This window comes from Pseudomonas sp. BRM28 (assembly GCF_002939405.1).
GTDB classification, from domain to species: Bacteria; Pseudomonadota; Gammaproteobacteria; order Pseudomonadales; family Pseudomonadaceae; genus Aquipseudomonas; species Aquipseudomonas palmensis.
This window is the reverse complement of the sequence record NZ_PEFV01000001.1, coordinates 5837334-5860105: the sequence shown is the minus strand read 5'-3', so window position 1 is coordinate 5860105 and position 22772 is coordinate 5837334. Positions and strand designations below refer to the sequence as shown.

23 protein-coding genes and 1 pseudogene are annotated in these 22772 nt (G+C 67.1%); 10 read left to right on the top strand and 14 right to left on the bottom strand.

All coding sequences use genetic code 11. The annotated features are described in order from the left end of the window. Window positions 1-8: 8 nt before the first annotated feature. From CR917_RS26760 to CR917_RS26725, 8 genes are all read right to left on the bottom strand, one after another. Window positions 9-827: a transporter substrate-binding domain-containing protein gene (locus tag CR917_RS26760; RefSeq protein ID WP_043861060.1), complete on the bottom strand. Its 819-nt coding sequence runs from the start codon at window positions 825-827 to the stop codon at window positions 9-11. Between the two features lie 248 nt (window positions 828-1075). Then, window positions 1076-1825, bottom strand: a complete 750-nt coding sequence (locus CR917_RS26755) for an AraC family transcriptional regulator (RefSeq protein WP_043861061.1) — start codon at window positions 1823-1825, stop codon at window positions 1076-1078. 74 nt (window positions 1826-1899) lie between these two features. Beyond that, the gene (locus CR917_RS26750) at window positions 1900-3156 is read right to left on the bottom strand and encodes an FAD/NAD(P)-binding oxidoreductase (protein WP_104573023.1); all 1257 of its coding nucleotides are present in this window, start codon (window positions 3154-3156) and stop codon (window positions 1900-1902) included. Beyond that, on the bottom strand, window positions 3153-3389 hold the full coding sequence (locus CR917_RS26745; RefSeq protein ID WP_088515459.1) for a 2Fe-2S iron-sulfur cluster-binding protein: 237 nt from the start codon (window positions 3387-3389) through the stop codon (window positions 3153-3155). Before CR917_RS26745 ends, CR917_RS26750 begins: the two co-directional genes overlap by 4 nt. Next, on the bottom strand, window positions 3382-4497 hold the full coding sequence (locus CR917_RS26740; RefSeq protein ID WP_104573024.1) for an FAD-binding oxidoreductase: 1116 nt from the start codon (window positions 4495-4497) through the stop codon (window positions 3382-3384). Before CR917_RS26740 ends, CR917_RS26745 begins: the two co-directional genes overlap by 8 nt. Then, a complete protein-coding gene (locus tag CR917_RS26735; protein ID WP_054916112.1) occupies window positions 4494-5426 on the bottom strand; it encodes a 4-hydroxyproline epimerase in 933 nt (310 codons plus the stop codon). The genes CR917_RS26740 and CR917_RS26735 overlap by 4 nt, the downstream gene beginning before the upstream one ends. A gap of 152 nt (window positions 5427-5578) precedes the next feature. Continuing rightward, a complete protein-coding gene (locus CR917_RS26730) occupies window positions 5579-6283 on the bottom strand; it encodes a GntR family transcriptional regulator (protein WP_058541363.1) in 705 nt (234 codons plus the stop codon). A gap of 42 nt (window positions 6284-6325) precedes the next feature. Then, a complete protein-coding gene (locus CR917_RS26725) occupies window positions 6326-7303 on the bottom strand; it encodes a LysR family transcriptional regulator (RefSeq protein ID WP_088515457.1) in 978 nt (325 codons plus the stop codon). A 113-nt stretch (window positions 7304-7416) separates the two neighbouring features. On the opposite strand from CR917_RS26725, the gene CR917_RS26720 reads away from it, so the two are divergent. From CR917_RS26720 to CR917_RS28320, 3 genes and pseudogenes are all read left to right on the top strand, one after another. After that, a complete protein-coding gene (locus CR917_RS26720) occupies window positions 7417-8304 on the top strand; it encodes an SDR family oxidoreductase (RefSeq protein ID WP_104573025.1) in 888 nt (295 codons plus the stop codon). A 145-nt stretch (window positions 8305-8449) separates the two neighbouring features. Further along, window positions 8450-9223, top strand: a pseudogene (locus CR917_RS28325) (cache domain-containing protein); the annotation flags it as partial. A gap of 30 nt (window positions 9224-9253) precedes the next feature. After that, window positions 9254-10087, top strand: coding sequence for a methyl-accepting chemotaxis protein (locus CR917_RS28320; RefSeq protein ID WP_371920459.1), 834 nt, complete (start codon window positions 9254-9256; stop codon window positions 10085-10087). A gap of 215 nt (window positions 10088-10302) precedes the next feature. Here the strand turns inward: CR917_RS28320 and CR917_RS26710 are convergent, their stop codons facing one another. From CR917_RS26710 to CR917_RS26685, 6 genes are all read right to left on the bottom strand, one after another. Continuing rightward, complete coding sequence (locus tag CR917_RS26710; RefSeq protein WP_054916110.1) at window positions 10303-11583, bottom strand: OprD family porin; 1281 nt, start codon at window positions 11581-11583, stop codon at window positions 10303-10305. A 32-nt stretch (window positions 11584-11615) separates the two neighbouring features. Continuing rightward, window positions 11616-12752, bottom strand: coding sequence for an ABC transporter substrate-binding protein (locus tag CR917_RS26705; RefSeq protein WP_043861069.1), 1137 nt, complete (start codon window positions 12750-12752; stop codon window positions 11616-11618). 48 nt (window positions 12753-12800) lie between these two features. Continuing rightward, window positions 12801-13559 carry an ABC transporter ATP-binding protein gene (locus tag CR917_RS26700; protein ID WP_229589366.1) on the bottom strand — a complete coding sequence of 253 codons (759 nt, stop codon included), beginning with the start codon at window positions 13557-13559 and terminating at the stop codon, window positions 12801-12803. 5 nt (window positions 13560-13564) lie between these two features. Beyond that, entirely contained in the window at window positions 13565-15331 is a 1767-nt protein-coding gene (locus CR917_RS26695; RefSeq protein ID WP_052504234.1) for an ATP-binding cassette domain-containing protein, read from the bottom strand. Further along, on the bottom strand, window positions 15331-16368 hold the full coding sequence (locus CR917_RS26690; RefSeq protein WP_043861071.1) for a branched-chain amino acid ABC transporter permease: 1038 nt from the start codon (window positions 16366-16368) through the stop codon (window positions 15331-15333). The genes CR917_RS26695 and CR917_RS26690 overlap by 1 nt, the downstream gene beginning before the upstream one ends. 447 nt (window positions 16369-16815) lie before the next feature. Then, complete coding sequence (locus CR917_RS26685; RefSeq protein ID WP_043861072.1) at window positions 16816-17397, bottom strand: TetR/AcrR family transcriptional regulator; 582 nt, start codon at window positions 17395-17397, stop codon at window positions 16816-16818. Window positions 17398-17691: 294 nt separating this feature from the next. On the opposite strand from CR917_RS26685, the gene CR917_RS26680 reads away from it, so the two are divergent. From CR917_RS26680 to hcaB, 7 genes are read left to right on the top strand one after another with little or no spacing between them, the layout of a single operon-like run. Then, the gene (locus CR917_RS26680) at window positions 17692-18507 is read left to right on the top strand and encodes an alpha/beta fold hydrolase (RefSeq protein ID WP_054916107.1); all 816 of its coding nucleotides are present in this window, start codon (window positions 17692-17694) and stop codon (window positions 18505-18507) included. Between the two features lie 6 nt (window positions 18508-18513). Continuing rightward, window positions 18514-18810: an extradiol ring-cleavage dioxygenase gene (locus CR917_RS26675; protein ID WP_104573026.1), complete on the top strand. Its 297-nt coding sequence runs from the start codon at window positions 18514-18516 to the stop codon at window positions 18808-18810. 4 nt (window positions 18811-18814) lie between these two features. Next, window positions 18815-19666 carry a protocatechuate 3,4-dioxygenase gene (locus CR917_RS26670; protein ID WP_104573027.1) on the top strand — a complete coding sequence of 284 codons (852 nt, stop codon included), beginning with the start codon at window positions 18815-18817 and terminating at the stop codon, window positions 19664-19666. Next, complete coding sequence (locus tag CR917_RS26665) at window positions 19663-20016, top strand: non-heme iron oxygenase ferredoxin subunit (protein ID WP_043861076.1); 354 nt, start codon at window positions 19663-19665, stop codon at window positions 20014-20016. The genes CR917_RS26670 and CR917_RS26665 overlap by 4 nt, the downstream gene beginning before the upstream one ends. Before the next feature lie 38 nt (window positions 20017-20054). Continuing rightward, on the top strand, window positions 20055-21404 hold the full coding sequence (locus CR917_RS26660) for an SRPBCC family protein (protein WP_043861077.1): 1350 nt from the start codon (window positions 20055-20057) through the stop codon (window positions 21402-21404). Between the two features lie 10 nt (window positions 21405-21414). Continuing rightward, complete coding sequence (locus CR917_RS26655; protein ID WP_043861078.1) at window positions 21415-21945, top strand: 3-phenylpropionate/cinnamic acid dioxygenase subunit beta; 531 nt, start codon at window positions 21415-21417, stop codon at window positions 21943-21945. A gap of 10 nt (window positions 21946-21955) precedes the next feature. Next, on the top strand, window positions 21956-22768 hold the full coding sequence (gene hcaB, locus CR917_RS26650) for a 3-(cis-5,6-dihydroxycyclohexa-1,3-dien-1-yl)propanoate dehydrogenase (RefSeq protein ID WP_104573028.1): 813 nt from the start codon (window positions 21956-21958) through the stop codon (window positions 22766-22768). Window positions 22769-22772 lie beyond the last annotated feature (4 nt).

The window sequence follows — 22772 nt, the reverse complement described above, 5'->3', positions numbered from 1 at the left end:
CGGGCACCTCAGTAGTAGACCTTCGGCACGGTCAGGTCGGTCGGCGGGATATCGGTGCCTACCCATTTGACGAACAGCTCGTTGTAGCGGCCGCTACGTACCTGCTGGTTGACGAACAGGTTGAGGTAGTTGAGCAGGCCGTACTCGTTGCGCTTGGCTCCCAGCGACACGTAGTCGATCACGTAGGGTGCGTTGCCGGCGATCTTCAGGTTCTTGTACTTGCCCGACTTGAGCGTGGCGGCGGCCACGGTGTTGGTCACCACGGTGGCATCGATGTGCCCCTGGGCCACGGCCAGGATGGTGTCGTTCTGCGACTGGTAGGCGCGGAAACTGCCGCTGCCCCACTGCTTCACGTCCTTCTCCAGCGCGATGGCTTCATAGGTGCCGCTGGTGTTGCCCAGGGCCTTGCCCTTGATGTCGTCGAAGCTGTTGATGCCGGTGTTGTCGCGGGTCAGCACGACCATCTGGAAGGCAAAGTAGGGCACCGTGAGGCCGACCGTCTTGGCCCGCTCCAGGGTGTCGGAGGTGGACGCCACGATCACGTCGGCCCGCCCCGAGACCAGCGCCGGGATACGGTCCGGGAACGGCGTCTCGACGATCTCGGCATCAACCCCGAGGACCTTCGCCAGGTCGTTGCAGTAGTCGACGTCGAAGCCGGCCGGCTTGTTGGCGTCGTCGCGAAAGCCCATGGGCGGGAAGTCCAGGGTCACGGCGCAGCGCAGCTTGCCGGAGCCGATGATGTCATCGAGCTTGTCGGCCTGGGCGGTGGCGATGAAGGAGGTACTGAGCACAGCGCTGAGAGCTACAACAAAAGCGGGGTTTTTCATGGAAGCCTCGTTTGTCGGAAGGTGCTGGTAGCGGGCGTATTGTGAATTTCGTATACGATATTTTTATAGCAATGCGCGTGCCTGTTTTTGCCCGGGCGATGCAATTGCTTTGCGGCCCTTGAGCCAGAGGACTTGCGTTGAATCCGGCAGGGCAGGCGGGCGGTGCGCAGGAAACGCTGCCCGGTGCCGGCGGTGTTACATATGGGAGCAGTGGGCGCGGCGGCGCACCCTAAAGGAACACACTGCGTCTAGCGGCGGGTATCGCGGTACTGGCTTGGCGACAGGCTGGTGAGGGCGCGGAACTGGCGGCTGAACGCGCTGTGGTCGGTGTAGCCGCAGCGCAGGGCGATCTCGGTGATCGGCAGGTCGCTGTGGTGCAGCAGCCGCGAGGCTTCTTCAAGGCGCACCTTGTGGATCATCTGGCGCGGGGTGAGCTGGAACACGCGCTTGCAGTTGCGCTCCAGCTGCGCGGCAGACAACCCGGCAATCGCGGTCAGCTCGGCCAGGCTCACGGGCCGTGCGAAGTGCTCGCGAATGTGCGCATCCACCGCCGCCAGGCGATCGAAGCCGGGGTGGCTGGCCTGGGGCGCCTGCAGGTCGCGGGAGATGCCGGCCAGGCCGACGATCTGGCCCTGGGTGTCGAACAGTGCCAGCTTGTGGGTCAGGCACCACACCGGCTGGTTGCCGAAGTACAGGTGCAGTTCGAGCTGGTCGGCCAGCTCGCGGCCGCTGTCGAGCACGCGGCGGTCCTGCGCGGTGTACAGCGGGCCGAAGCGCTCGGGGAACACGCTGTCGGCGGTCAGCCCCAGCAGCTCGTGGCTGTGCCTGAAGCCGCAGCGCCGCGCCAGGGTGTGGTTGACGAAGGCGTAGCGGGCCTGGGTGTCCTTGATGAAGAACACCACGTCGCTCAGCGTATCGAGCAGCGGCGCGATCGGCTGCAGGCTGCTCAGCAGGCTGGGCAGGTCGCAGGGCTGGAAGCTGTTGAGCGATACGTACATGGCGCTGGCGGTCTGGTGGGCACCTTCGGGATCATAGAGATCCGGCGCCCGCCTCGAAAGCCCCGGGCTGCGTTTCATGCGGGCGGGGTGTCGTCCAGGCACAGCAGGGTCTCGATGCGTGCCGGGCTGAACGGCGGGCGCGGCGCCGAGGGCTGCCAGCCGAACAGGTGCTGCGCTGCGGCGCCGCACACCCGGCCCTGGCAGGCGCCCATGCCGCAGCGGCTGCTCAGCTTGGCCTCGCGCCAGTCACGCTGGCCGGCGAGCTTGCTGTAGGGCACGTCCTCGCAGCGGCATACCAGGGTGTCGGGGCGCGCCAGTTGCTTGAGCTGCGGGGCAAGGGCGAAGGCGTGGTTGAGCGCCTTGGCGAAGCCCTGCCAGCGCGCTCGCTGCGGCCAGTGGCGGGCGGCGCCCTGGCGGTCGCCCACGGCCGCCAGCCCGGCAATGGTGCCTTCCACCAGCGCCAGTTCGCTGCCCCCAAAACCGGTGCATTCCCCCGCCGCGAACAGGCCCGGCGCGCTGGTGGCCTGCCACGCATCCACGGCCAGCGCCTGGCCGTGGAGTGTGCAGCCCAGGGCCTGGCCGAGCTGGCTGTTGGGAATCAGGCCGAAGCCGCAGGCCAGGCGCTCGCAGGCCAGCTCGACCAGCTTGCCGTGCTGGCGCAGGCGCACGCCTTCGAGGCGCTCGCTGCCGAGTGCCTCCACCACATGGCTGTCGGTGCGGTAGTGGCGGTCGAACAGGCCGAACGCTTGCAGCAGCTTGTTTGGCCAGCGCGGCAGTTGTGCGGCAAAACCCGCCACCGCGCCGCGGGTTGCCTGTTCGGCGACGCCTACCACCTGCGCGCCGTTGTGCCGCGCCGTGGCAGCGCTGGCTAGCAGCAGCGGGCCGCTGCCGGCGATCACCACGCGCTGGTCGCGTACCGGCAGGCCGCCCTTGATCAGTGCCTGCAGGCCACCGGCACCGGTCACGCCGGGCAGGGTCCAGCCGGGGAAGGGCAGCAGCAGTTCGCGTGCGCCGGTGCACAGGATCAGCGTGTCGTAGTCGATCACCCAGCCGCGCTCGGCGTCTTCCACCAGCAACTGGCGCGGGCCGGTGGCGGCGATCACGCGGGTCTGCAGGTGGTGCTGCACATTGTTCAAGGCGCCCACGTGCTCGCGCAGGCGCTGTGCCTGCGTCGGCACGCTGGCCTGCGGGCCGTCGCGCCAGATCTGCCCGCCGGGCCATGGGTTGTCGTCCAGCAGCACGATGCGTGCACCGCTGGGGGCAGCGGCCAGTGCGGCATTGAGGCCGGCCGGGCCGGCGCCGATGATCAGTACGTCGGCATGGGCGCTCATGCGTGGGTCTCCACCTGCATGCCGTCGCGGCACAGGGTCTGGCAGGCCAGGCGGCGCCGGCCGTCGATGCTCACCCGGCATTCCTGGCAGATGCCCATGCCGCACAGCGGTGCGCGGCGCTGGCCGCTCACCGAGGTACGCGTGCAGCCGTCGCCAGCCAGGGCCAGTGCAGCGGCCACGCTGGTGCCTTCGGCCACGCGCAGGGCACGTCCGTCCAGGGTCAGTTCAGGCATGGGTCGGTTCTCCGAGAAAACGCTGTGGCAGGTAGGCCTGTGCGGCCAGGGGCGGGTGTTCGTCGAACAGTTGCGCCACCAGCAGGTCGGCGGTGGCCGGGGCCGTGGTCACGCCCAGCCCTTCATGCCCCACCGCCAGCCACAGGCCGGGGCGTTGCGGGTGCTGGCCCACCAGCGGCAGGCCGTCGGGGCTGGCGGCGCGAAAGCCGGTCCAGGCGCGAATCGCATTGAGCTGGGCCAGCGCCGGCACGTATTCGGTGGCGCGCTTGAGCATCCTGGCAAGCATCCAGCCTTCCACCTGCGGGTCGGTGGTGCCGAACTGGCGTGAGGCACCGATGAACAGCTGGCCGGTAGGGCGCGGCTGGATATTGCACGCGGCCGACGGGCCGCTGGCGTTGTGCGCACTGGTCACGTAGCCCAGTTCCACCAGGGTGTGGGTGACCTGGCCGGGGTAGCGGTCGGTGATCAGCAGGTGGCCCTTCTTGGGTTGTATCGGCAGTTCGGGGCACAGTTCGGTGGCCTGGATACCGTTGGCCAGCACCACGGCCGTGGCGGCCAGCCACTGGCCGTCGTCCAGGCGCACGCGGGCGTCATCCACCTCGGCGACCCGTGCCTGGCGCTGGCGAATGCGCGGCTGGTCGAGCATCCAGCGTGCGGTGGCCGGGGCATACAGAATGCCGTCGTCCTCGATCAGCAGGCCGCCCTCCAGCCCTTCGCGCAGCAGCGGTTCGCGTTCGCGCAATCGAGGTGCGCCGACCAGCTGGCAGATCACCCCATGGGCGCGCAGGTTGGCATGCTTGTGCTCGGCCACGGCCATTTCTTCAGCGTTGGCGGCCAGCCACAGGGTGCCGTTGCTGCGGTAGGCGCAGCCTTCTGGCAGGTTGCGCGCAATGTCGCGCCAGCGTTGCAGCGAGTATTGGCTCAGGGCCAGTTCGGCGGGGTTGTCGTCCAGCACCAGCAGGTGGCCCATGCCGGCGGCGGTGGCGCCGGGCAGCCCGGCATCCAGCACCAGCACGTCGAGGCCGCGCCGGGCCAGGGCCTGGGCGCAGGCCGCGCCGATGATGCCGGCGCCCACCACGATCACATCGGCGGCCAGGCCCTGGGTCACAGGCGGATGCCCCAGGCGAACGGGTCGTCCTGCTCGATGATCAGCGTGGCTTCGGCGCTGATATGCGCGCGGCCGCGAATGGTCGGCACGATGCGATCGCCGGCGGTTTCGAACGAGCCTTCGAACTGGCTGCCGATCACGCTGGCCTGGCGCCAGATCTGGCCCGGTTGCAGCTTGCCGTCGGCGGCCAGGCACGCCAGCTTGGCGCTGGTGCCGGTGCCGCAGGGCGAGCGGTCATAGGCCTTGCCGGGGCACAGCACGAAGTTGCGGCTGTCGGCGTCGGGGTCGTCGGCGAACAGCTCGACGTGATCGATCAGGCCGCCGTCCTCGCCGCGCAGGCCCTGATCTTCCAGGGCCTGCTGCACGGCCACGGTGTAGGCGGTGAGCGCGTCGAGGTTGTCGCCGCTGATACGCAGGCCGTGCTCGGCCACCAGGAAGAACCAGTTGCCGCCCCAGGCGATATCGCCGGTCACTTCGCCGATGCCGGGCACCTGCACGCTGACGGCGTGACGATAGCGGTAGGCGGGTACATTGCGCACGCTGACCGAGTGGTCGTCGTGCAGGGTGGCTTGCACGTTGCCCACGGGGGTTTCGAGGGTGTGGGTGCCGGGGCCGATCCTGCCCAGGTGGGCCAGCGAGATCACCAGGCCGATGGTGCCGTGGCCGCACATGCCCAGGTAGCCGGTGTTGTTGAAGAAGATCACCCCGGCGCAGGCGCTGGGGTCGACCGGTTCGCAGAGCAGTGCGCCCACCAGCACATCATTGCCGCGGGGTTCGAGCATGCAGGCGGCGCGCCACTGATCGTGGTGTTCGGCCAGCTGTTGCCTGCGTTCGGCCATGCTGCCGTGGCCCAGGTCGGGGAAGCCTGCGGTGACCAGGCGCGTGGGTTCGCCGCCGGTGTGGGAGTCGATCACGGTGATGCGTTTCATGGGGCGCGTCCGTTGGGGGTATGGACGCAAGGGTGGCGGTTGGTGGGGGGTGGCGTCTTGATGGAATTGCGCGGTGTGGATGACGAAATCGGCATAGGGCCATGACATGTCCGAACTGTTGCAACGCGCCATGGCCTGGGGGTTTTGAGAGGTCAGCCCTGTTGGCCCGGCTCCAGACCGGGGTGGGGCTTGGCCATCGGCAAGTGCTCCAGCAAGGTCTCGCACACCCCCGCAATATGCTCATCCAGCAAGCCCACCGCGCGCTCCACATCACCCGCCCGGCATGCATCGAGGATCTCGCGGTGTTCGTGGTCGGCACGCTCCTTGCCCGCCGACAGGCTCATCTGCATGCGCAGGTACCGCTCCAGCTTGTCGTTCACCGAACGGATCATGCTCACCAGAAACGGTCGCTGCGCCGGCTCGTACAGGCACGCATGCAACTCCCAGTTCAACTGCGCCCAGCGCCCCACGTCGTTCTCGCCAATGAACTCCTGGCAGATGCGCTCGGCCTGTTCGAACGTGGCCTCGGTCATGTTCGGGATGGCCAGGCGCAACACCTTGTCCTCCAGCAACATGCGCACCTCGAACATCTGCGCCAACTCGAAGTCCGACAAGCGCGTGACCATCGCCCCCCGGTTGCGCTGGAACATCACCAACCCCTCGGCCTCAAGCCGCTTGAGCGCCTCGCGCACCGGGATCTTGCTGACGTTGAACTGACGCGCGATGTCGTCCTGGCGAATCGGCTCGTCTTCGTCGAAGTGCCCGGCCACGATGGCATCGCGCAGGTGCCGGGTGATGATCTCGGACGTGGAGGGCGTGTTGCCCAGGTCCGGCGCGTTGAGTTTGGGTAGGTTCACGGTGGCAATCATTCGAGGGGATTTAGGGATATGGTATACGAATTATCTGGAAACGTTCGCCCGGGAGCGCGACGCGTTGCCACACGATGACGGCGACGGCGGCTCGAAACCGTCCCCCGACAGGCACTGGCGCAGGTGCGTCAGCAGCGTCGCGACCTTGGGCTGCGCCTGCCGGCTCTTGAGCCACGCCAGGTGAATCGGCAGGCCGTCGGTGGCCAGCGGCGCCAGCACCTGCACCAGGCTGCCGTCTTCCAGCTGACGACGAATCAGCCAGGTCGGCAGCTGTGCGATGCCATGCCCGGCCAGCACTGCGGCCACCTGGCCCTCGGCATCGCCCACCGCCATGCGTGCCGGCATGATCCGACGCTCGGTATGCCCGGGGCGGGCGGTAGGGAAGTGCCACGGGCCGACCATGCCGTCATTGAGCCCGTACACGATGCAGCTGTGGCGTTCCAGTTCGAGCTCGTTGCCGGGCTCGCCATGACGCTCCAGGTACGCGGGGGCGGCGCAGAACACCACGCGCTGCGAGCCCAGGTAATGGTGCCCCACCGCCGCCGGCCAGCTTTGCGGCCCGCCGATGCGCACGAACAGGTCGATGCCGGCCTCGACCGGGTCCACGAAGCGGTCGGAGAAGGTCACGTGCGGCATCAGCAGCGCATGCTCGCGCACGCAGGCCAGAATCGCCGGCAGCCCGTGCAGGCGCCCGAAGGCCGCCGGCAGGTCGATGCGTACCCGGCCGCGTGGCTCGGCGTCTTGGGTGCTCAGCGCCAGCTCCGCCTCTTCCAGCTCGGCCAGCACGCCGGTGCAGGTGCGATAGAACGCCGCCCCGGCTTCGGTCAGCGCCACGCGCCGTGTTGTGCGTGCCAACAGGCGCGTGTGCAGCCGCGCCTCGAGCCGCGCGACGCTCTTGCTGACTGCCGAGCCGGTCAGGTTAAGGCGCTCGGCCGCGGCCTTGAAGCTGCCCAGGTCGGCCACGCAGACGAACACGTCGATGCCCTTGAGGCGTTCCGAAGAATACATGTGCCCACCCCATTGATGAATTGCAGTCACTTTACCCGGTAAAACATATCGCCAATACGCCGTTTGTTCCCGAGTAGCCTGATTCAACCTCTACTGCACAACAGGTTGCGACCATGCACGACACCAAGCCCACCGTCCTCATCACCGGCGCCACCGGCCAGATCGGCGGCGACACCCTGCGCTTTCTGCAAGGCGACGACACCATCGAACTGGTGGCCGCCGTGCGTTCGCCGGCCAAGGCGCAGCCCTTCGAGGCCCGTGGCATCCGCACGGTGATCATGGACTTCGACCACGAGCACACCCTGGCGCCGGCCCTGCAGGGTGTCGACCGGGTGCTGCTGGTGACCGGCTACAGCGTCGACATGCTGCGCCAGAGCAAGGCCTTTCTCGACCGCGCACGCCACGCCGGGGTGCAGCACGTGGTGCACCTGGGGGCCTGTGGCGACGACCACGCCACCATCGGCCACTGGGCCTGGCACCAGTTCGTGGAGCGCTATGTGCAATGGTGCGGCTTCAGCTTCACCCACCTGCGCCCGGAGTGCTTCATGCAGAACCTGCTCAGCTACGACGGCACCCAGGCCGTGCGCAACGGCGTGATCGAACAGTACACCGGCCACACGCGGTTCAGCTGGGTCGACGGCGAAGACGTGGCGCGGGTGGCGGCGCAGGCCCTGCTGCACCCGCAGCGCCATGCCGGGCAGACCTACCGCCTGGGCTACGACGTGAAGTCCTACGACGAGGTGGCACAGGTGATGAGCGAGGTACTCGGCCAGCCGTTTCGCTATGACGCGCAATCACCCGACGTGTTTCTCGAAAACATGCGCGCCGCCGGCGCCGAGATGGCCTACATGAGCTGCGTGCACGACAACTTCACGCGCATGGCCGCCGGCACCATCCCCGGGGTCGACCAGGTGTTCGACAACTTCCAGGCCATCACCGGCCGCGAGCCGGTGCGCTGGGTGGATTTCGTGCGCAAGCACCGGGCTGCATTCGCCTACTGATAGAATACATTTCTGAATCTTTTTGTAAGAGGTAAATGCCAGATTAGAGGCGGGTCAATCTTCATTTTAAAATACAATAGTGTATGTTTGTGCGCGGTGCGCCTTGCGCCGTCGTGCATAACAATAAAATGAGGTATTGCCCCCTATGATCGGGTTGAGACATCTGCGTATCAGCACCCGCATCACCGTGCTGGTGATCGGTATCACCCTGTTTGTCGTGTTGCTCAGTGGCTGGCTGGGGCTGACCCTGCAACGCAGCCTGCTGCAGGAGAAGATGGCCGGTGTCGGCACTGCGCTGGACACCGCATCCACCCTGCTGGCGCATTATGAGAAGCAGGCCGAGGAAGGCCACCTGAGCCGCGCCGAGGCGCAGCGCCAGGCGGCAGAAATGGTCAGCCGCATTCGCTACCTGGGCGACAACTACCTGCTGATTCTCGACCTGCAGCACCGCATGCTCATGCACCCCAAGGCACCCGCCCTGGTGGGCAAGTCGCAGGCCGATTTCAAGGACGTCAACGGCAAGCCGTTCGCCCGTGAAATGATCGACCGGGCCGTGGCCCAGGGGCGCGGCACGGTCGAGTACTGGTTCCCGCGGGCAGCCGGGCAGGCGCCGGAATTCAAGGTGTCCGAGGTGGTGCTGTTCAAGCCCTGGGGCTGGGTGCTGGCCAGCGGCATCCACCCGCAGGACGTGCGCCACGAAGTGAACACGGTGCTGCGCATGCCGGCGTTGCTGGTGCTGGTGGCGTTGCTCGGCATGGCGCTGTGCGCCTGGCTGCTGATTCGCAGCATCACTCGGCCGCTCAACCACACCGTGCAGGCGCTGGCCCGCGCCACCGATGGCCACACCGACCTGACCTTGCGCCTGCCCACCGACGGCTTCGACGAGCTGACCCAGGTGGCGCACAGCTTCAACCGCCTGGTGGAGGCTGCGCACCGCGTCACCCGCAGCATGGCCAAGGCCAGCCAGCGCATCTCCAGCACCAGCGACAGCCTGGGGCAGATCACCGAGGCGGCGCAGCGCAGCATGCAGGCCCAGCAACTGGAGACCGACAGCGTGGTCACGGCCATGAGCGAGATGGTCAGCACCGTGCAGGACGTGGCGCACAACGCCAGCGTCGCCGCCAGCGCCACCCGCGATGCCGAGCAACAGGCCACGGCCGGCAGCGCCACGGTGCGCGATGCCGGTGAGGCGATTGGTGCGCTGGCCGAGGCGCTGGAGCACAGCCGCAGCGTGGTGGACCAACTGGCCACCGACTCGGGCAGTGTCGGGCGCGTACTGGACGTGATCACCGCGATTGCCGAGCAGACCAACCTGCTGGCGTTGAATGCTGCCATCGAGGCGGCGCGTGCAGGTGAGCACGGGCGTGGCTTTGCGGTGGTGGCGGACGAGGTGCGCACGTTGGCGCGGCGTACGCAGCAGTCGACGCTGGAGATCCAGCAGATCATCAACCGCGTGCAGGCCGGTGCCAGCCAGGCGGCGGCGCAGATCGGCGCCAACGTCGAGTCGGCGCAGCAGCCGGTGGCCGCCTCGGCGCGGGCCGGGCAGGCGCTGGCGTTGATCGATGCGTCGGCGTCCACGGTGAGCCAGATGACCTTGCAGATTGCCAGTGCGGCGGAGCAGCAGGCGGCCACGGCAGACGGTATCAACCGCAGCGTCACGCGCATCCACGACGCCTCGACGGTGAGCGCGCGCACCATCGAGCAGACGCGCCAGTCGTGTGATGAGCTGAGGGCGTTGGCGCAGCAGCTGGAGGAGCAGGTGGGGCAGGTGGTTACGGGGTAGGGCGCGGCAACGGACGTGTAGGAGCGGGCCTTGCCCCGCGAACTGGTGCGAAGCACCAGCAGGACCGGCACAGGCGGCCTGACTGCCCCGCGAGCGCAGCGCGCCCGTTCGCCGGCAAGGCCGGCTCCTACAGGTACCGCGGTGATTCGACGCTGCCAACGCAAAACGCCCCGGCAAGCCGGGGCGTTTGTTCATCTACACACGATGCCAGCGCGTTACCAAAGCGCCACGGTGTAATCCACGTTCACCCGCAGCTCGTTGTCATCCCTGAACGCCGCAGTCGAGGCAAAGTCATTGCGGTACCACGCATGGCGCAACCGCAATGCAACGTTCTTGAACGTGCCGCTCTGCACCACGTACGACAACTCGATGTCCTTCTCGCTCTCGCTGCGCCCGCTGCCGCCCAGCGCATTCGGCAATTCGATGCGGCTGCCGTCCAGGTAACGCAGCATGCCCTTGAGCCCCGGTACGCCCAGGGCGACGAAGTCGTAGTCATAGCGCACCTGCCAGGTACGCTCCTTGGGGTTGAGGAACTCGCTGCTCAATGCGCCCTCGCTCACCACCATCGGCTCGGACCCGGCGATGTACGGCATCGCCGTATCGCCGCTCAATTGCATGTAGCCCAGCCCCAGGCTGTGTGCGCCCAGGCTGTAGGTGCTCATCACGCCGAAGGTACGGTTGTCGACCTTGCCGGCCCTGGCCGGGCCGTCCTCGCCGCTGATGTGGTAACGCACATCGGTCTTCAGGCGCCCGTTCGCCACCGCACGGTTGTCGACGAAGCCGACGTAGTCCTGGCGATAGATGTCCTCCAGCTGCGCATGGTAGTACTTGAGCACCAGCTGCTCGGACCACTGATAGTCGCCGCCGCCATAGGTGAAGCTGTCCGACTCGGCCGCACCATTGAAGCGCCGGTTGGGCGCGGCGACGGTGATCTTCTGGTAGTTGGTGGAATCGCGCTGGTTCATGCGGTCCAGGCGCCCGCCGCTGAGGGTCAGGTTGTCGATGTCCTGGGACTTGAACTGCACCCCGCGAAAGGTCTGCGGCAGCAGGCGCGTGGGGCTGGCGAACAGTATCGGCGAAAACGGTGCCAGGGTGCCGGCCTGCAGTTCGGTCCTGGAGACCTTGACCTTGCCGGTCAGGCCCAGCTCCGAATAATCGTCGCGCGGGTCGCGGTCCCTGGGGTCGAACGGCAGCAGCCCGGTGCCGGTGCGCGCGGGGCTGGAGTCCAGTTTCAGGCCCAGCATGGCCTGGGCATCCAGGCCGAAGCCGACAGTGCCCGGAGTGTAGCCGGAAGTGAAGCGCAGGATGAAGCCCTGGGCCCATTCGCGCGTCGCCGACTGCGCCGATTCGCCCTTGTAGTCACGGTCGAAGTAGTAGTTGCGCGCGGTCAGGGTGGCCTTGCTGTCTTCGATGAAACCCTGGGCCAGCAGTGCCGGGCTGAGCCCGCACAGGGTGCCGAGGGCGAGGGTGGTGTTGACCCGTTTCAGAGTGCTCATGGATCTACCTTTTTTATTATTGTTGTGGGGGTTTATTCAGGGGCATGCAGCAGGACCCATTGCTGGTCCTGCACGCTCACCAGTGCACGCGCGCGCTGGTCATGGCCGAAATGGTCGGTGGCGCTGAGGTTGTACACGCCATGGGTGCCGACCACGTCGCGGGTCTGCTCCAGCTGGTCGCGCAGTTGCTGGCGAAATTGCGCGGTGCCGGGCTCGGCACCCTTGAGCGCCGCCGGGGTGGCCGCCTGCACCAGCAGCATGGCGTCGTACAGGTAGGCGCCGAACGGCGACAGGCTGTTGTCGCCGTACTTGGCCTGGTAGTCCTGCGCGTACTGGCTGGCGATGGCCTTGGAGGGGTGGCTGGCGGGCAGCTTGTCCCACACCACCACCGGGCCCACCGGCAGTATCGCACCGTTGAGCGCCTTGTCGCCGATGCGCAGGAACGCGCTGTTGGCCGCGCCGTGGGTGTGGTACACGGTGCCCTTGTAGCCCAGCCGGCGCAGCTCGGTATGCGGCAGCGCCGCCGGGGTGCCGGTGGCGCCGATCAGCACCGCGTCGGGCTTGCTGCTCATCACCTTCAGCGCCTGGCCGCTGACCGACGAGTCGGTGCGGTTGAAGCGCTCGTCGCGCACCAGCGTGATGCCTGCCGCCGGCGCCATTTCGCTGAGCACCTTGTGCCAGTCTTCGCCCCACACATCGTTGTAGCCGATGTAGGCGAGGGTCTTCACACCGTTCTGCTGCATGTGCTCGATCAGCGCCTGGGCCATCAGGGTGTTGGTCTGGGCGATGGTGAAGATCCAGCTCTGCTCGCCGCTGGCGGGGCTGAACGGTGCCAGGGCGATCTGCGCGGTCTGGCTCTCCTTGGCGATCTGCGCGACTGCTGCCGAGGTGGGCACGGTGGTCGAGCCGATCAGCAGGTCGACCTTGTGCTCGCTGACCAGCTTGCGCGCGTTCTTGGCCGCGGCGGTACTGTCGCTGGCATCGTCCAGTACCACGTATTTCACGGCCTGCCCGGCAATCTCCCTGGGCAGCAGCGCCACGGTATTGCGCTCGGGGATGCCCAGCGAGGCCCCCGGGCCGGTGGTGGAGAGAATCACGCCGACGGTCATGTCGGCCTGTGCAGCGGTCGACAGCGTGGCCAGCAACAGCAAGGGAAGAATAGGTTTCATGCAAGCTCCTGATATTGTTTTTATGGGTGTGGCAAGTGCTGCGGGGCGCTACGTGCCGGTAGCGCTGATCACCTCCGTGGTGGCGGTGGGCGCGGGTGCGCGGCCCAGGTAGCTTTCGACCACCCGGGGGTTGCTGGCCAACGCCTGGGCGTCGCCTTCAAGCACGATCTCGCCGACCTCCAGCACGTAGCCGTAGTCGGAAATCTTCAGCGCAGCGCGGGCGTTCTGCTCCACCAGCAGGATCGACACGCCGCTCTGGCGCAGGGTGTCGAAGATGGTGAAGATCTCGCCGATCACCCGCGGCGCCAGGCCCAGGCTCGGTTCGTCGAGCATCAGCAGGCGCGGTTTGGCCATCAGCGCGCGGCCGATGGCGAGCATCTGGCGCTCGCCGCCCGACAGCGTGCAGGCGGCCTGCTGGCGCCGTTCGAGCAGGCGCGGGAACAGCCCGAACACCTCGTCGAGGGTCTGCTGATGGTCGCGAAAACCGCGCCGGTGGCGGCTGAAGGCGCCCAGGCGCAGGTTGTCCTCCACGCTCATCAGGCCGAACAGCTCGCGGCTCTCGGGCACCAGCACCATGCCCTGGTCGATGCGCTGGGCCACGTCGTGGTGGCCCAGCAACGCCTGGCCGGCGTAGGTCACCTGGCCCTGGCAGGGCAGCAGGCCGATCAGCGCCGCCATCAGGGTGGTCTTGCCGGCGCCATTGGGGCCGATCAGGCTGACGATCTGGCCTTCCTCCAGGTGCAGGTCGAGGTTGCGTACCGCCTCGACCTTGCCGTGGTTGATCGACAGGTTGCGCACATCCAGCAGGCGACTCATTCGACACCTCCGAGGTAGGCGGCCAGCACCGCAGGGTTCTGCTGGATCTGCAGCGGGGTGCCGCTGGCCAGGGGCTGGCCGAATTCCATCACCACGATGTGGTCGGCCAGGCCCATCACGAACTCCATGTCGTGCTCCACCAGCAGCACGCCCAGGCCCTCGCCACGCAACTGCTCGAGCAGTTGCGCCAGCGCCTGTTTCTCGCCATGGCGCAGGCCGGCGGCGGGTTCGTCGAGCAGCAACAGCAACGGGTCGCTGCACAGCGCGCGGGCGATCTCGACGATGCGCTGCTGGCCCAGCGGCAGGCTGCCGGCCGGGGTGTGCAGGTATTCGCCCAGGCCCACCCGCTGGATCTGACGCGTGGCCTCGGCGAGCAGGGCGGCTTCTTCCTTGCGTTCCAGGTGCAGCATCGAGCGCAGCAACCCGGCCTTGCCCCGGGCATGGGCGCCAAGGGCGACGTTCTCCAGCACGCTCATCTCGCCCAGCAGGCGCACGTGCTGGAAGGTGCGGCTCACGCCCAGGTGGGCAATGGCGCGCGGCGACAGGCCTTCGATGCGCTGGCCGTTGAAGGTGATCTGCCCGGCATTGGGCGTCAGCACCCCCGACAGCAGGTTGAACAGGGTCGACTTGCCGGCGCCGTTGGGGCCGATCAGCGCGGTCACCTCGGCGGCATTCACCGACAGGCCCATGTTCTTGTTGGCCACCAGCCCGCCGAACTGCTTGAGCAGCCCCTGGGCCACCATCAGCGGCTTGCCGGCCGCCGGCATGCTGCGCCGGGGCAGGGCCGGCGCGTCATCCAGCGCCAGGGTGCGCGGGCGGCTGGCCGGCAGCACGCTGCGCAGCACCGGCAGCAGGCCGCCGCGGGCGTACTGCAGCACCAGGATCACCAGCACGCCGAAGAAGATCATCTCGACGTTGTCGGCGTGCCCGAACAGCTGCGGCAGCACGTCCTGCAGCACCTGCTTGATCAGGGTCAGCAACGCTGCGCCCAGCAGCGCGCCCCACAGGCTGGCGACGCCGCCCAGCACGATCATGAACAGGTACTCGATGCCCATCACCACCGAGAACGGCGTGGGGTTGACCACCCGCTGCAGGTGCGCGTACAGCCAGCCCGACAGGGCCGCCAGCAGGGCGGCGATGATGAACACCTGCAGGCGGCTGCGTGCGGTATCGATGCCCATCGCCTCGGCCATCCCGGCCGATTCCTTGAGGGTGCGGATGGCACGGCCCTGGCGGCTGTGCAGCAGGTTGTCGAGCAGCCACAGGCTGGCCGCCAGCAACAACCCGATCAGCACGGCGAAATCGGCCGAGCCGCTGATCTGCCAGCCCAGCAGCTCGATGTTCGGCAGGTTCTGCAGGCCGCCGAAGCCGCCCAGGCCCGGCAGGTTGCCGAACAGGTAGAACAGCGCCAGGCCCCAGGCCAGGGTGCCGATGGGCAGGTAGTGCCCGGCCAGGCGCAGGGTCAGCAGGCCCAGGCTGGTGGCCACCACCAGGGTGATCGCCAGCCCCGCCAGCAGGCCCAGCCACGGCGACAGGCCGTACTGGGTGGTGAGCACCGCGCTGGCGTAGGCGCCAATGCCCACGAATGCGGCCTGGCCGAACGAGGTCATGCCGCCGATGCCGGTCAGCAGCACCAGGCCCAGGGCCACCAGGCTGTACAGGCCGATGTAGTTGAGCAGGGTCACGTGAAACGCGGGCAGCACCAGCGGCGCCAGGCCCGCCACCAGCAGCAGGGCCAACAGGGGGATCAGTCGCAGGGCCATCAGTGTTGCTCCTCCAGGTGCGGGTTTTTCAGCGACAGCCACAGCAGCACCGGGATCACCACGGTGAACACGATGACCTCCTTGTAGGCCGAGGCGCCGAAGTTGGCGAAGCTCTCCAGCACGCCGACGAAAAACGCACTGGCCGCGGCTATCGGGTAACTGGCCAGGCCGCCGAAGATCGCCGCCACAAAGCCCTTGAGGCTGATCAGAAAGCCCGAGTCGTAATACAGCGTGGTCAGCGGGCCGATCAGTACCCCGGAGATCGCGCCGATCAGCGCGGCCAGGCCGAACGCGGCCTTGCCGGCCAGCTGGGTGGGGATGCCCACCAGCTGCGCGCCGGTACGGTTGAGCGCAGTGGCACGCAGCGCCTTGCCGTACAGGCTGTGGCCGAAGAAGGCATACAGCAGGCCGATCAGCAGCAGCGCGCTGCCGATCACCAGCAGGCTCTGCAGGCCCACCGGCAGCTCGCCGAGCATGAACACCGACTCGGCCAGGGCTTCGGTGCGCACGCCCTCGGCGCCGAACATCAGCAGGCTCACGCCCACCAGCGCGATATGCACCGCCACCGACACGATCAACAGCAACAGCACCGAGGTCTCGGCCACCCGCTGGTACACCAGGCGGTACAGCAACGGCCCCAGCGGCGTGACCAGGGCCAGGGTCAGCAGAATCTGCAGCAGCGCCGGCAGGCTCGCCAGGTCGAGGTTGCCCAGCACCGCCCACAACAGCAGCGGCAGGCTCAGGTAGCGCGCCAGCAGGCCCGGCAGCCGGCGCCATTGACGGCGCCGTGCGGCGTCGGTGCAGTCCAGTGCGCAGGCGGCCAGCGAGCAGCCCAGCAGCAGCCACACGGTGCCGGGCATCAGGCCCAGCTGCAGGGTGGCCAGGGTCAGGGCGCTGTAGGTGACGAAGTCGCCCTGGCACACCAGGATGGTGCGCGTCACCGAGAACACCAGCACCAGGGCCAGCGCCACCAGTGCGTAGATCGCGCCCGTGGTCAGGCCGTCCTGGGCAAGAAACGCCAGTATCGAGAAATCCATGGGCAGGCCTCAGCGAGCAGTGGGCAAGGGGGAGGTGGGATGCCGGTCGCAGAGGGCGGTCGGCGTCGGTGCGGCGGTGCCGTACCGGGGGCGTGACGGGTCGGGCGCGCAGGGCGGGACCCGGCGAGAGCGTGCAGGCGCGTGCATAGTGAAGTACTCGTTTTCTATTCTTATTGTGGTGCGCCCCTGCCCGGGGCAGGGCAACATGCAAGGCGTTTAAATACACATGTGCATGTGTATGTATAGACTACGCGGGAAGGTGGGCGGCTTGTCAACAGGCGCCGCAGCGGCGCGCCTGCATTCGCCGATTTATTCGATTATCTATTTGAATTTATTGAATAAATATTTTTCAAGACGAGCGTGCCAATACCCGCTGGATGGCGGGTATTGGATATACAAAGATACATTTGTGTATTTGCAATGTGCCGAACGGGTCGGCACAGGCGCTCAGGCCGGGGCGTGGCTGCACGCGGGGAGGAGGATGCCGGCCATGCGCTGGCTGCGCGCCAGGCGTTGTTGCGGGGTGTCTTCGCTGTGCAGCAGCGACAGGCTGATCTGGTAGGCGTAGATCAGGTAGGCGCGGTCCTGGGCTTCGTCGCTGGGCACGCCGGCCTGAATCAGCAGCCCCTCGATGTAGTTCAGGCGATGGCTGTCCACCTCGTCGATGGCCTGGCGCGCCTGCTTGTCGCGCCGCGCCCAGCCGCGGATGCCCAGTTCGATCGAGGCGGCGTCCTTGGCGGTCTGGCCGTGGGAAGGCAGCTCCAGCAGGCGCTGCAACTGCTGCAGCGGCGAGCTGTGGGCCGTGCGCAGGTTGAGGATCACATCCTCGGTGGCGCGTGCGCGCCAGTTGCCCAGGATGCCTTCGAGCAGTTCGCCGCGGCTTTTGAAGTGGTAGTAGAAACTGCCACGGGTGATCTTCAGTTCCTTGGCCAGGGTGTCGACGCGCACGGCGTCGACGCCGCTGGTGACAAGCACTTCCTGTGCCGCATGAATCCAATCTTCCCGCGTGAGGTTGGTGCGTGATGACATTGTGTAGGGCCTTGTCCAACAAGCTGGATAAGCGCCAGGGCAGCGCAGGGTTCGACGCTTGGCCTTGGCAGCAAACCGTCATTCTAACGCCCGCCGCAACGGCGAAGCTATTGCCGGCATTGGCCACAAGGCCAGTGCCGGGTGTCCGCATCCTGCCATACATGACAGTACATAGGTGTAGGTACGGTTGCTCATTATTTGAAAATAGTCATGTTTTTTCATTGACTCAGGTCAAAACGGTAAATAGCATGCAGATACACAACTGTATGTTAAGAATAAAAACCGGAGGCCGACATGAGCGCAACTGCAAAGACTCTGCTCGCAGCAGGGCACCACACCCACTACCACGAGGCCGGCCAGGGCGAGCCGCTGTTCCTGCTGCACGGCTCGGGCCCGGGTGTTTCGGGTTGGGCCAACTGGGCCGCCAGCGTGCCGGTGTTCGCCGACCGCTGGCGGGTGATCGTGCCGGACATCGCCGGCTTCGGTTTCACCGAGTTCAAGGATGACGCCCGGTACGACATCAAGCTGTGGGTCAGCCACCTGATCGGCATCATGGATGCCCTGGATATCCAGAAGGCCTCCTTCATCGGCAACTCGTTCGGCGGCGCCCTGGCCATCGGCCTGGCGGTGTTCGCCCCCGAGCGCGTCAACAAGCTGGTGCTGCTCGGCACCCCGGCCGGCGAGTTCGTGCAGACCCCCGGCCTGCGCGGTGCCTGGGAGTACGAGCCGTCGCTGGCCAACATGCGTCAGCTGATGGAGCTGTTCCCCTACGACAAGGCGCTGATCACCGACGCCATGGTGCAGGCCCGCTACGAGGCCAGTGCCCGGCCCGGTGCCCAGGCCGCCTTGCGCAAGCTGATCCCGCAGCCCGCCGCCGAAGGCCAGACGATGGTCAAGGGCTTCCCCGCCGCCGCGCTGGCCAAGATCGTGGCGCCGACGCTGGTGGTACACGGTCGTGAAGACCGTGTGGTGCCGCCGGAGTGCGGGCTGCTGATCGCCAACAGCATTGCCGACGCCGACCTGCACCTGTTCGGGCGCTGCGGTCACTGGGTCCAGAGCGAACAGCCACGGCGCTTTGCCGCGCTGGTTCGCGACTTTCTCGGCGAGTAGTCCGGCATGAGCAGAAACGTGATGGAGCGGGTGCTGTGGCAGCTGTGCGTGGAGCGCGCGGCCAAGCAGCGCTTTCGTGAAGACGCCGCAGGCTTCGTGCAGCGCTTTGCCCTGGCCCCCGACGAGGCGCAGATGATCCTCGACTTCGACGTGGCCGGCCTGCAGGCGGCCGGGGTCAACCCGATGCTGACCATGGGCTTCTGGCAGGAGCTTTCGCCGCAATGCAGCATGCGCGTCTACAAGCAGCGCCTGGGCTGTACCGATGAACAAGGCGCGGGGTTTTCCGCCGCGCTCAAGGGGTGAACCGATGGGCAAGATAGTGGGCGGCTTCTGGATGCCGCATGACCCGGTGATGTTCGTGGCGCCCGAAGCGCCACCGGCCGCACAACGCGATGCCGTATGGGGCGCCTATGCCCAATGCGCCGAGCGCCTGGCCGCCTTGCAGCCCACGGCGGTGATCATCGTCGGCTGCGATCACTACATCCTGTTCGGCCCCCATTGCCTGCCGCGCTACGTGATCGGCACCGGCGACGTGGACGGCCCCATCGACCGCCTGCCGGGCCTGGACCGGGGCGTGGTGCGCAACCACCAGGCGCTGGCCGAGCACATCGTCCATCACGGTGAAGGGCAGGGCGTGGACTGGACCGTGGCGCGCAGCTTCACCGTCGACCATTCGTTCTCGATCCCGCACCAGCTGGTGGTCAAGCCGGCCGAGGCCCTGCTGGGCCGTGAGCTGCCGAGCATCCCGGTGTACCTGGCGTGCGGCGTCGACCCGTACATCTCGCTGGAGCGCTCGGCCGACCTGGGCCGGCAACTGCGCGCGGCAGTCGAGACGTTCGACGCCGACGAGCGCGTGGTGATCATCGGCAGCGGCGGCATCAGCCACTGGGTAGGCACCGTCGAGATGGGCCAGGTGGCCGAGGACTTCGACCGCGAAATCCTTGCCCACGGGGTCAACGGCGACCTGCAGGCACTGTGCGCCTACCGCGACGAAGACATCCTGCGTCGGGCCGGCAACGGCGCGATGGAAATCCGCAACTTCGCCTGCGCCATGGCCGCCCTGGAGCGTCCGCGCGGTGAAGTGATCGCCTATGAAGCCGTGCCCGCCTGGGTCACCGGCCTGGGCTTTGTGCAACTCAACAACGAGGAGCCGGCATGAGCCGCGTACTGCTTTGCCAGCGTGACGAGCTGGCGCCGGGCGAACTGAAGAAGGTCGCCAACGGCGATGGCGATGCCCTGTGCGTCTACAACCTGGGCGGCACCTTCTACGCCACCACCGACATGTGCACCCACGCCACCGCCTCGCTGGCCGAAGGCGACATGGAAGACGACCTGATCACCTGCCCGGTGCACTGGGGCCAGTTCCATATCCCCAGCGGCAAGGCCGTGACCTTCCCCTGCGAACGGCACCTGCGCACCTACAAGGTCATTGTCACCGACCGCGAGGTGTATGCCGACACGGCCCTGGAAGCCGACGAGGCGCTGGCCGACGCCGACAGCCCGGTCTGACCGGGCGCCGTCCAACCGCATACCTGTGAGTCTGAACCATGGATAACAACAAGCACATACCGCTCAGAACCCTCGAAAGCACGCCCGCCCTGGGCAACCTCGACCGCCTCTGCGACATGCAGGAGGGGCGCCTGTCGGGCAAGGTGTTCTGGGACGAGGCGATCTACGAGCAGGAGCTGGAGAAGATCTTCGCGCGCTGCTGGCTGTTCGTCGCCCACGAATCCCAGCTGCCCAGGTCCGGCGACTACCTGACCACCTCGATGGGTGAAGACGAAGTGCTGGTGGTACGCCAGAAGGACGCCTCGATCAAGGTGTTCCTCAATGCCTGCCCGCACCGCGGCAACAAGGTGTGCTTTGCCGAGGCCGGCAACGCCCGCGGTTTCATCTGCAACTACCACGGCTGGTCGTTCGGCGCCGATGGCGGGCGCCTGATGGGCATGCACGAATCCAAGTGCTACGAAGAAAGCCAGTTCGACAAGTCCAGGCATGGCCTGCGCGAAGCCCGCGTGGCCAGCTACAAGGGCCTGGTGTTCGCCACCTTTGCCAGCGATGCGCCGACCCTGGAGGAGTACCTCGGGCCGATGACCTGGTACATGGACGTGATGCTCGACATGGACGAGGGCGGCAGCGAGTTCCTGGGCGGCTGCATCCGCTCCACCATCGAGTGCAACTGGAAGATCGCCGCCGAAAACTTCGTCGGCGACATCCTGCACGGCGGCTGGACCCACGACTCGGCGGCCAAGGCCATGCTCGGCGGCCCGGTGGCCAATGTCGGCGAACTGCCCGAATCCTACTCGGTGAACTGGAACGGCCACGGCTACGAGTTCGCCACCGACGTGGTCGGCAACGCCGCCACCCTGGGCGAAAAGGACATCAACAAGTACCTGCATGTGCTGCGCCCCAAGGTCGCCGAGCGCCTGGGCGAGTTCCGCTCAAAGCTGATCGGCGCGATCTCCTCGTTCACCGTGTTCCCCAACTTCTCGTTCCTGCCGGGGCAGAACACCGTGCGCATCTGGCAGCCGCGTGGCCCGCACAAGATCGAGCTGTTCACCTGGGTCATCGTCAACAAGAACGCCCCGCAGGACATCAAGGACAAATGGCGCCGTGGCGCGATGATGACCTTCTCGCCCACCGGCGTGTTCGAGATGGACGACGGCGAGAACTGGGAGTACTGCACCAAGACCAGCCGGGGCGTGGTCACGCGCTACCAGGACTTGTACGTGGGCCTGGGCATGCACACCCGCCTGGACGACAGCGAGCTGCCGGGCAACGTGTTCAAGGGCCAGCTCAACGAATGCAACGCGCGGGCGTTCTACCAACGCTGGAAAGACCTGCTGCAGGCACCGACCTGGGCCGACGTACCAGACCGCAACGGCACGCTGCGCTGAGGGGGGCGAGATGACACACCAACTGCAGGACACCCCGGTGTCCATCGACGAGGCCCGCCGGGTCGAACAGTTTCTGCTGCGCGAGGCGCGCCTGCTCGACAACGAGTGCTGGGACCAATGGCTGCTGAGCCTGAGCGAAGCCATCCACTACTGGATGCCCGGCATCGAGAACCGTCGCCGCGAAGACAAGTCCGGGCCCTACCGCCTGGAGCACATGGCCTTCTTCGATGACGGCATGCGCGAGCTCAAGCGCCGCGTGGCGCGCTTCAAGCAGCCCTCGGCCTGGGCCGAGAACCCGCCCACGCGCAACGTGCACCTGGTCAGCAACATTGAGGTGTATGCCGGCGCCGAGCCGGGCGAGTACCTGGCGTACTCGTGCTTCGTCAACGTGCGCAGCCGCGGCCTGGACGAACACGCCCAGCTGGCCGGGCGGCGCGAGGACGTGCTGCGCCTGGAGGCCGAGGGCCTCAAGCTGCTCAAGCGCAAGATTCTGATCCCCAACGCGATGTTGCTGTGCAAGAACATCAACACGTTCCTATGAGGGCCTGCACATGGCTTGGTTGAAAGGGCAGGTGGCACTGGTCACCGGCGGTACCGGCGGCATCGGCAGCGCCATCGTGCGCCGCTACGTGGCCGAAGGCGCCAGGGTCGCGGTAATGGGCCGCGACACGGCGCAACTGGCGGCGCTGGCTGCCGAGCTGGGCGATGCGGTGATCACCGTGCAGGGCGACGTGGCGCGCTATCAGGATAACCAGCGCGCCGTGGCCGCCACCCTGGAGGCGTTCGGCAGGCTCGACACCTTCGTCGGCAACGCCGCGGTGTTCGACTATTTCACCCGCCTGGACCGCATCGCCCCGCCTGATTTCGAGGGTGCGTTCCAGAAACTCTTCGCCACCAACGTGCAGGGCTACCTGCTCGGCGCGCAGGCGTCGATCGAGGCGTTGCGCCAAACCCGTGGCAGCATGATCTTTACCTTGTCCAACAGTGCCTTTTATGCCGGCGGTGGTGGCATTCTGTACGTCACCGCCAAGCATGCGCTGGTGGGCATGATCCGCCAGCTGGCCTACGAGCTGGCGCCGGACATCCGGGTCAACGGCGTGGCGCCGGGGGCGACCAACACGCCGATGAAAAGCCTGGATGGCCTGAACAGCCGCAGCGTACCGCTCAACCAGATCCCCGGGTTCGAGGCCGGTGCCGCGCAGGCTGTGCCCCTGCAACGGATTGCCGAGCCCGAGGACCACACCGGGCACTACGTGCTGCTGGCCTCGCGCGAGAATGCCGGGTTGACCACCGCCAACATCATCCACAGCGATGGCGGCTGGGAGATTCGCAGCGCCGGCCCCACGCGGTCGCGCAAGGCCTGAGCCT

What these genes read in the sequence shown, in the direction of transcription:
- CR917_RS26760 (WP_043861060.1), bottom strand. Translation starts at nt 827, where the DNA reads ATGAAAAACCCCGCTTTTGTTGTAGCTCTCAGCGCTGTGCTCAGTACC.
- CR917_RS26755 (WP_043861061.1), bottom strand. Translation starts at nt 1,825, where the DNA reads ATGTACGTATCGCTCAACAGCTTCCAGCCCTGCGACCTGCCCAGCCTG.
- CR917_RS26750 (WP_104573023.1), bottom strand. Translation starts at nt 3,156, where the DNA reads ATGAGCGCCCATGCCGACGTACTGATCATCGGCGCCGGCCCGGCCGGC.
- CR917_RS26745 (WP_088515459.1), bottom strand. Translation starts at nt 3,389, where the DNA reads ATGCCTGAACTGACCCTGGACGGACGTGCCCTGCGCGTGGCCGAAGGC.
- CR917_RS26735 (WP_054916112.1), bottom strand. Translation starts at nt 5,426, where the DNA reads ATGAAACGCATCACCGTGATCGACTCCCACACCGGCGGCGAACCCACG.
- CR917_RS26725 (WP_088515457.1), bottom strand. Translation starts at nt 7,303, where the DNA reads ATGTATTCTTCGGAACGCCTCAAGGGCATCGACGTGTTCGTCTGCGTG.
- CR917_RS26720 (WP_104573025.1), top strand. Translation starts at nt 7,417, where the DNA reads ATGCACGACACCAAGCCCACCGTCCTCATCACCGGCGCCACCGGCCAG.
- CR917_RS28320 (WP_371920459.1), top strand. Translation starts at nt 9,254, where the DNA reads ATGGCCAAGGCCAGCCAGCGCATCTCCAGCACCAGCGACAGCCTGGGG.
- CR917_RS26710 (WP_054916110.1), bottom strand. Translation starts at nt 11,583, where the DNA reads ATGAGCACTCTGAAACGGGTCAACACCACCCTCGCCCTCGGCACCCTG.
- CR917_RS26705 (WP_043861069.1), bottom strand. Translation starts at nt 12,752, where the DNA reads ATGAAACCTATTCTTCCCTTGCTGTTGCTGGCCACGCTGTCGACCGCT.
- CR917_RS26695 (WP_052504234.1), bottom strand. Translation starts at nt 15,331, where the DNA reads ATGGCCCTGCGACTGATCCCCCTGTTGGCCCTGCTGCTGGTGGCGGGC.
- CR917_RS26690 (WP_043861071.1), bottom strand. Translation starts at nt 16,368, where the DNA reads ATGGATTTCTCGATACTGGCGTTTCTTGCCCAGGACGGCCTGACCACG.
- CR917_RS26685 (WP_043861072.1), bottom strand. Translation starts at nt 17,397, where the DNA reads ATGTCATCACGCACCAACCTCACGCGGGAAGATTGGATTCATGCGGCA.
- CR917_RS26680 (WP_054916107.1), top strand. Translation starts at nt 17,692, where the DNA reads ATGAGCGCAACTGCAAAGACTCTGCTCGCAGCAGGGCACCACACCCAC.
- CR917_RS26675 (WP_104573026.1), top strand. Translation starts at nt 18,514, where the DNA reads ATGAGCAGAAACGTGATGGAGCGGGTGCTGTGGCAGCTGTGCGTGGAG.
- CR917_RS26670 (WP_104573027.1), top strand. Translation starts at nt 18,815, where the DNA reads ATGGGCAAGATAGTGGGCGGCTTCTGGATGCCGCATGACCCGGTGATG.
- CR917_RS26665 (WP_043861076.1), top strand. Translation starts at nt 19,663, where the DNA reads ATGAGCCGCGTACTGCTTTGCCAGCGTGACGAGCTGGCGCCGGGCGAA.
- CR917_RS26660 (WP_043861077.1), top strand. Translation starts at nt 20,055, where the DNA reads ATGGATAACAACAAGCACATACCGCTCAGAACCCTCGAAAGCACGCCC.
- CR917_RS26655 (WP_043861078.1), top strand. Translation starts at nt 21,415, where the DNA reads ATGACACACCAACTGCAGGACACCCCGGTGTCCATCGACGAGGCCCGC.
- hcaB (WP_104573028.1), top strand. Translation starts at nt 21,956, where the DNA reads ATGGCTTGGTTGAAAGGGCAGGTGGCACTGGTCACCGGCGGTACCGGC.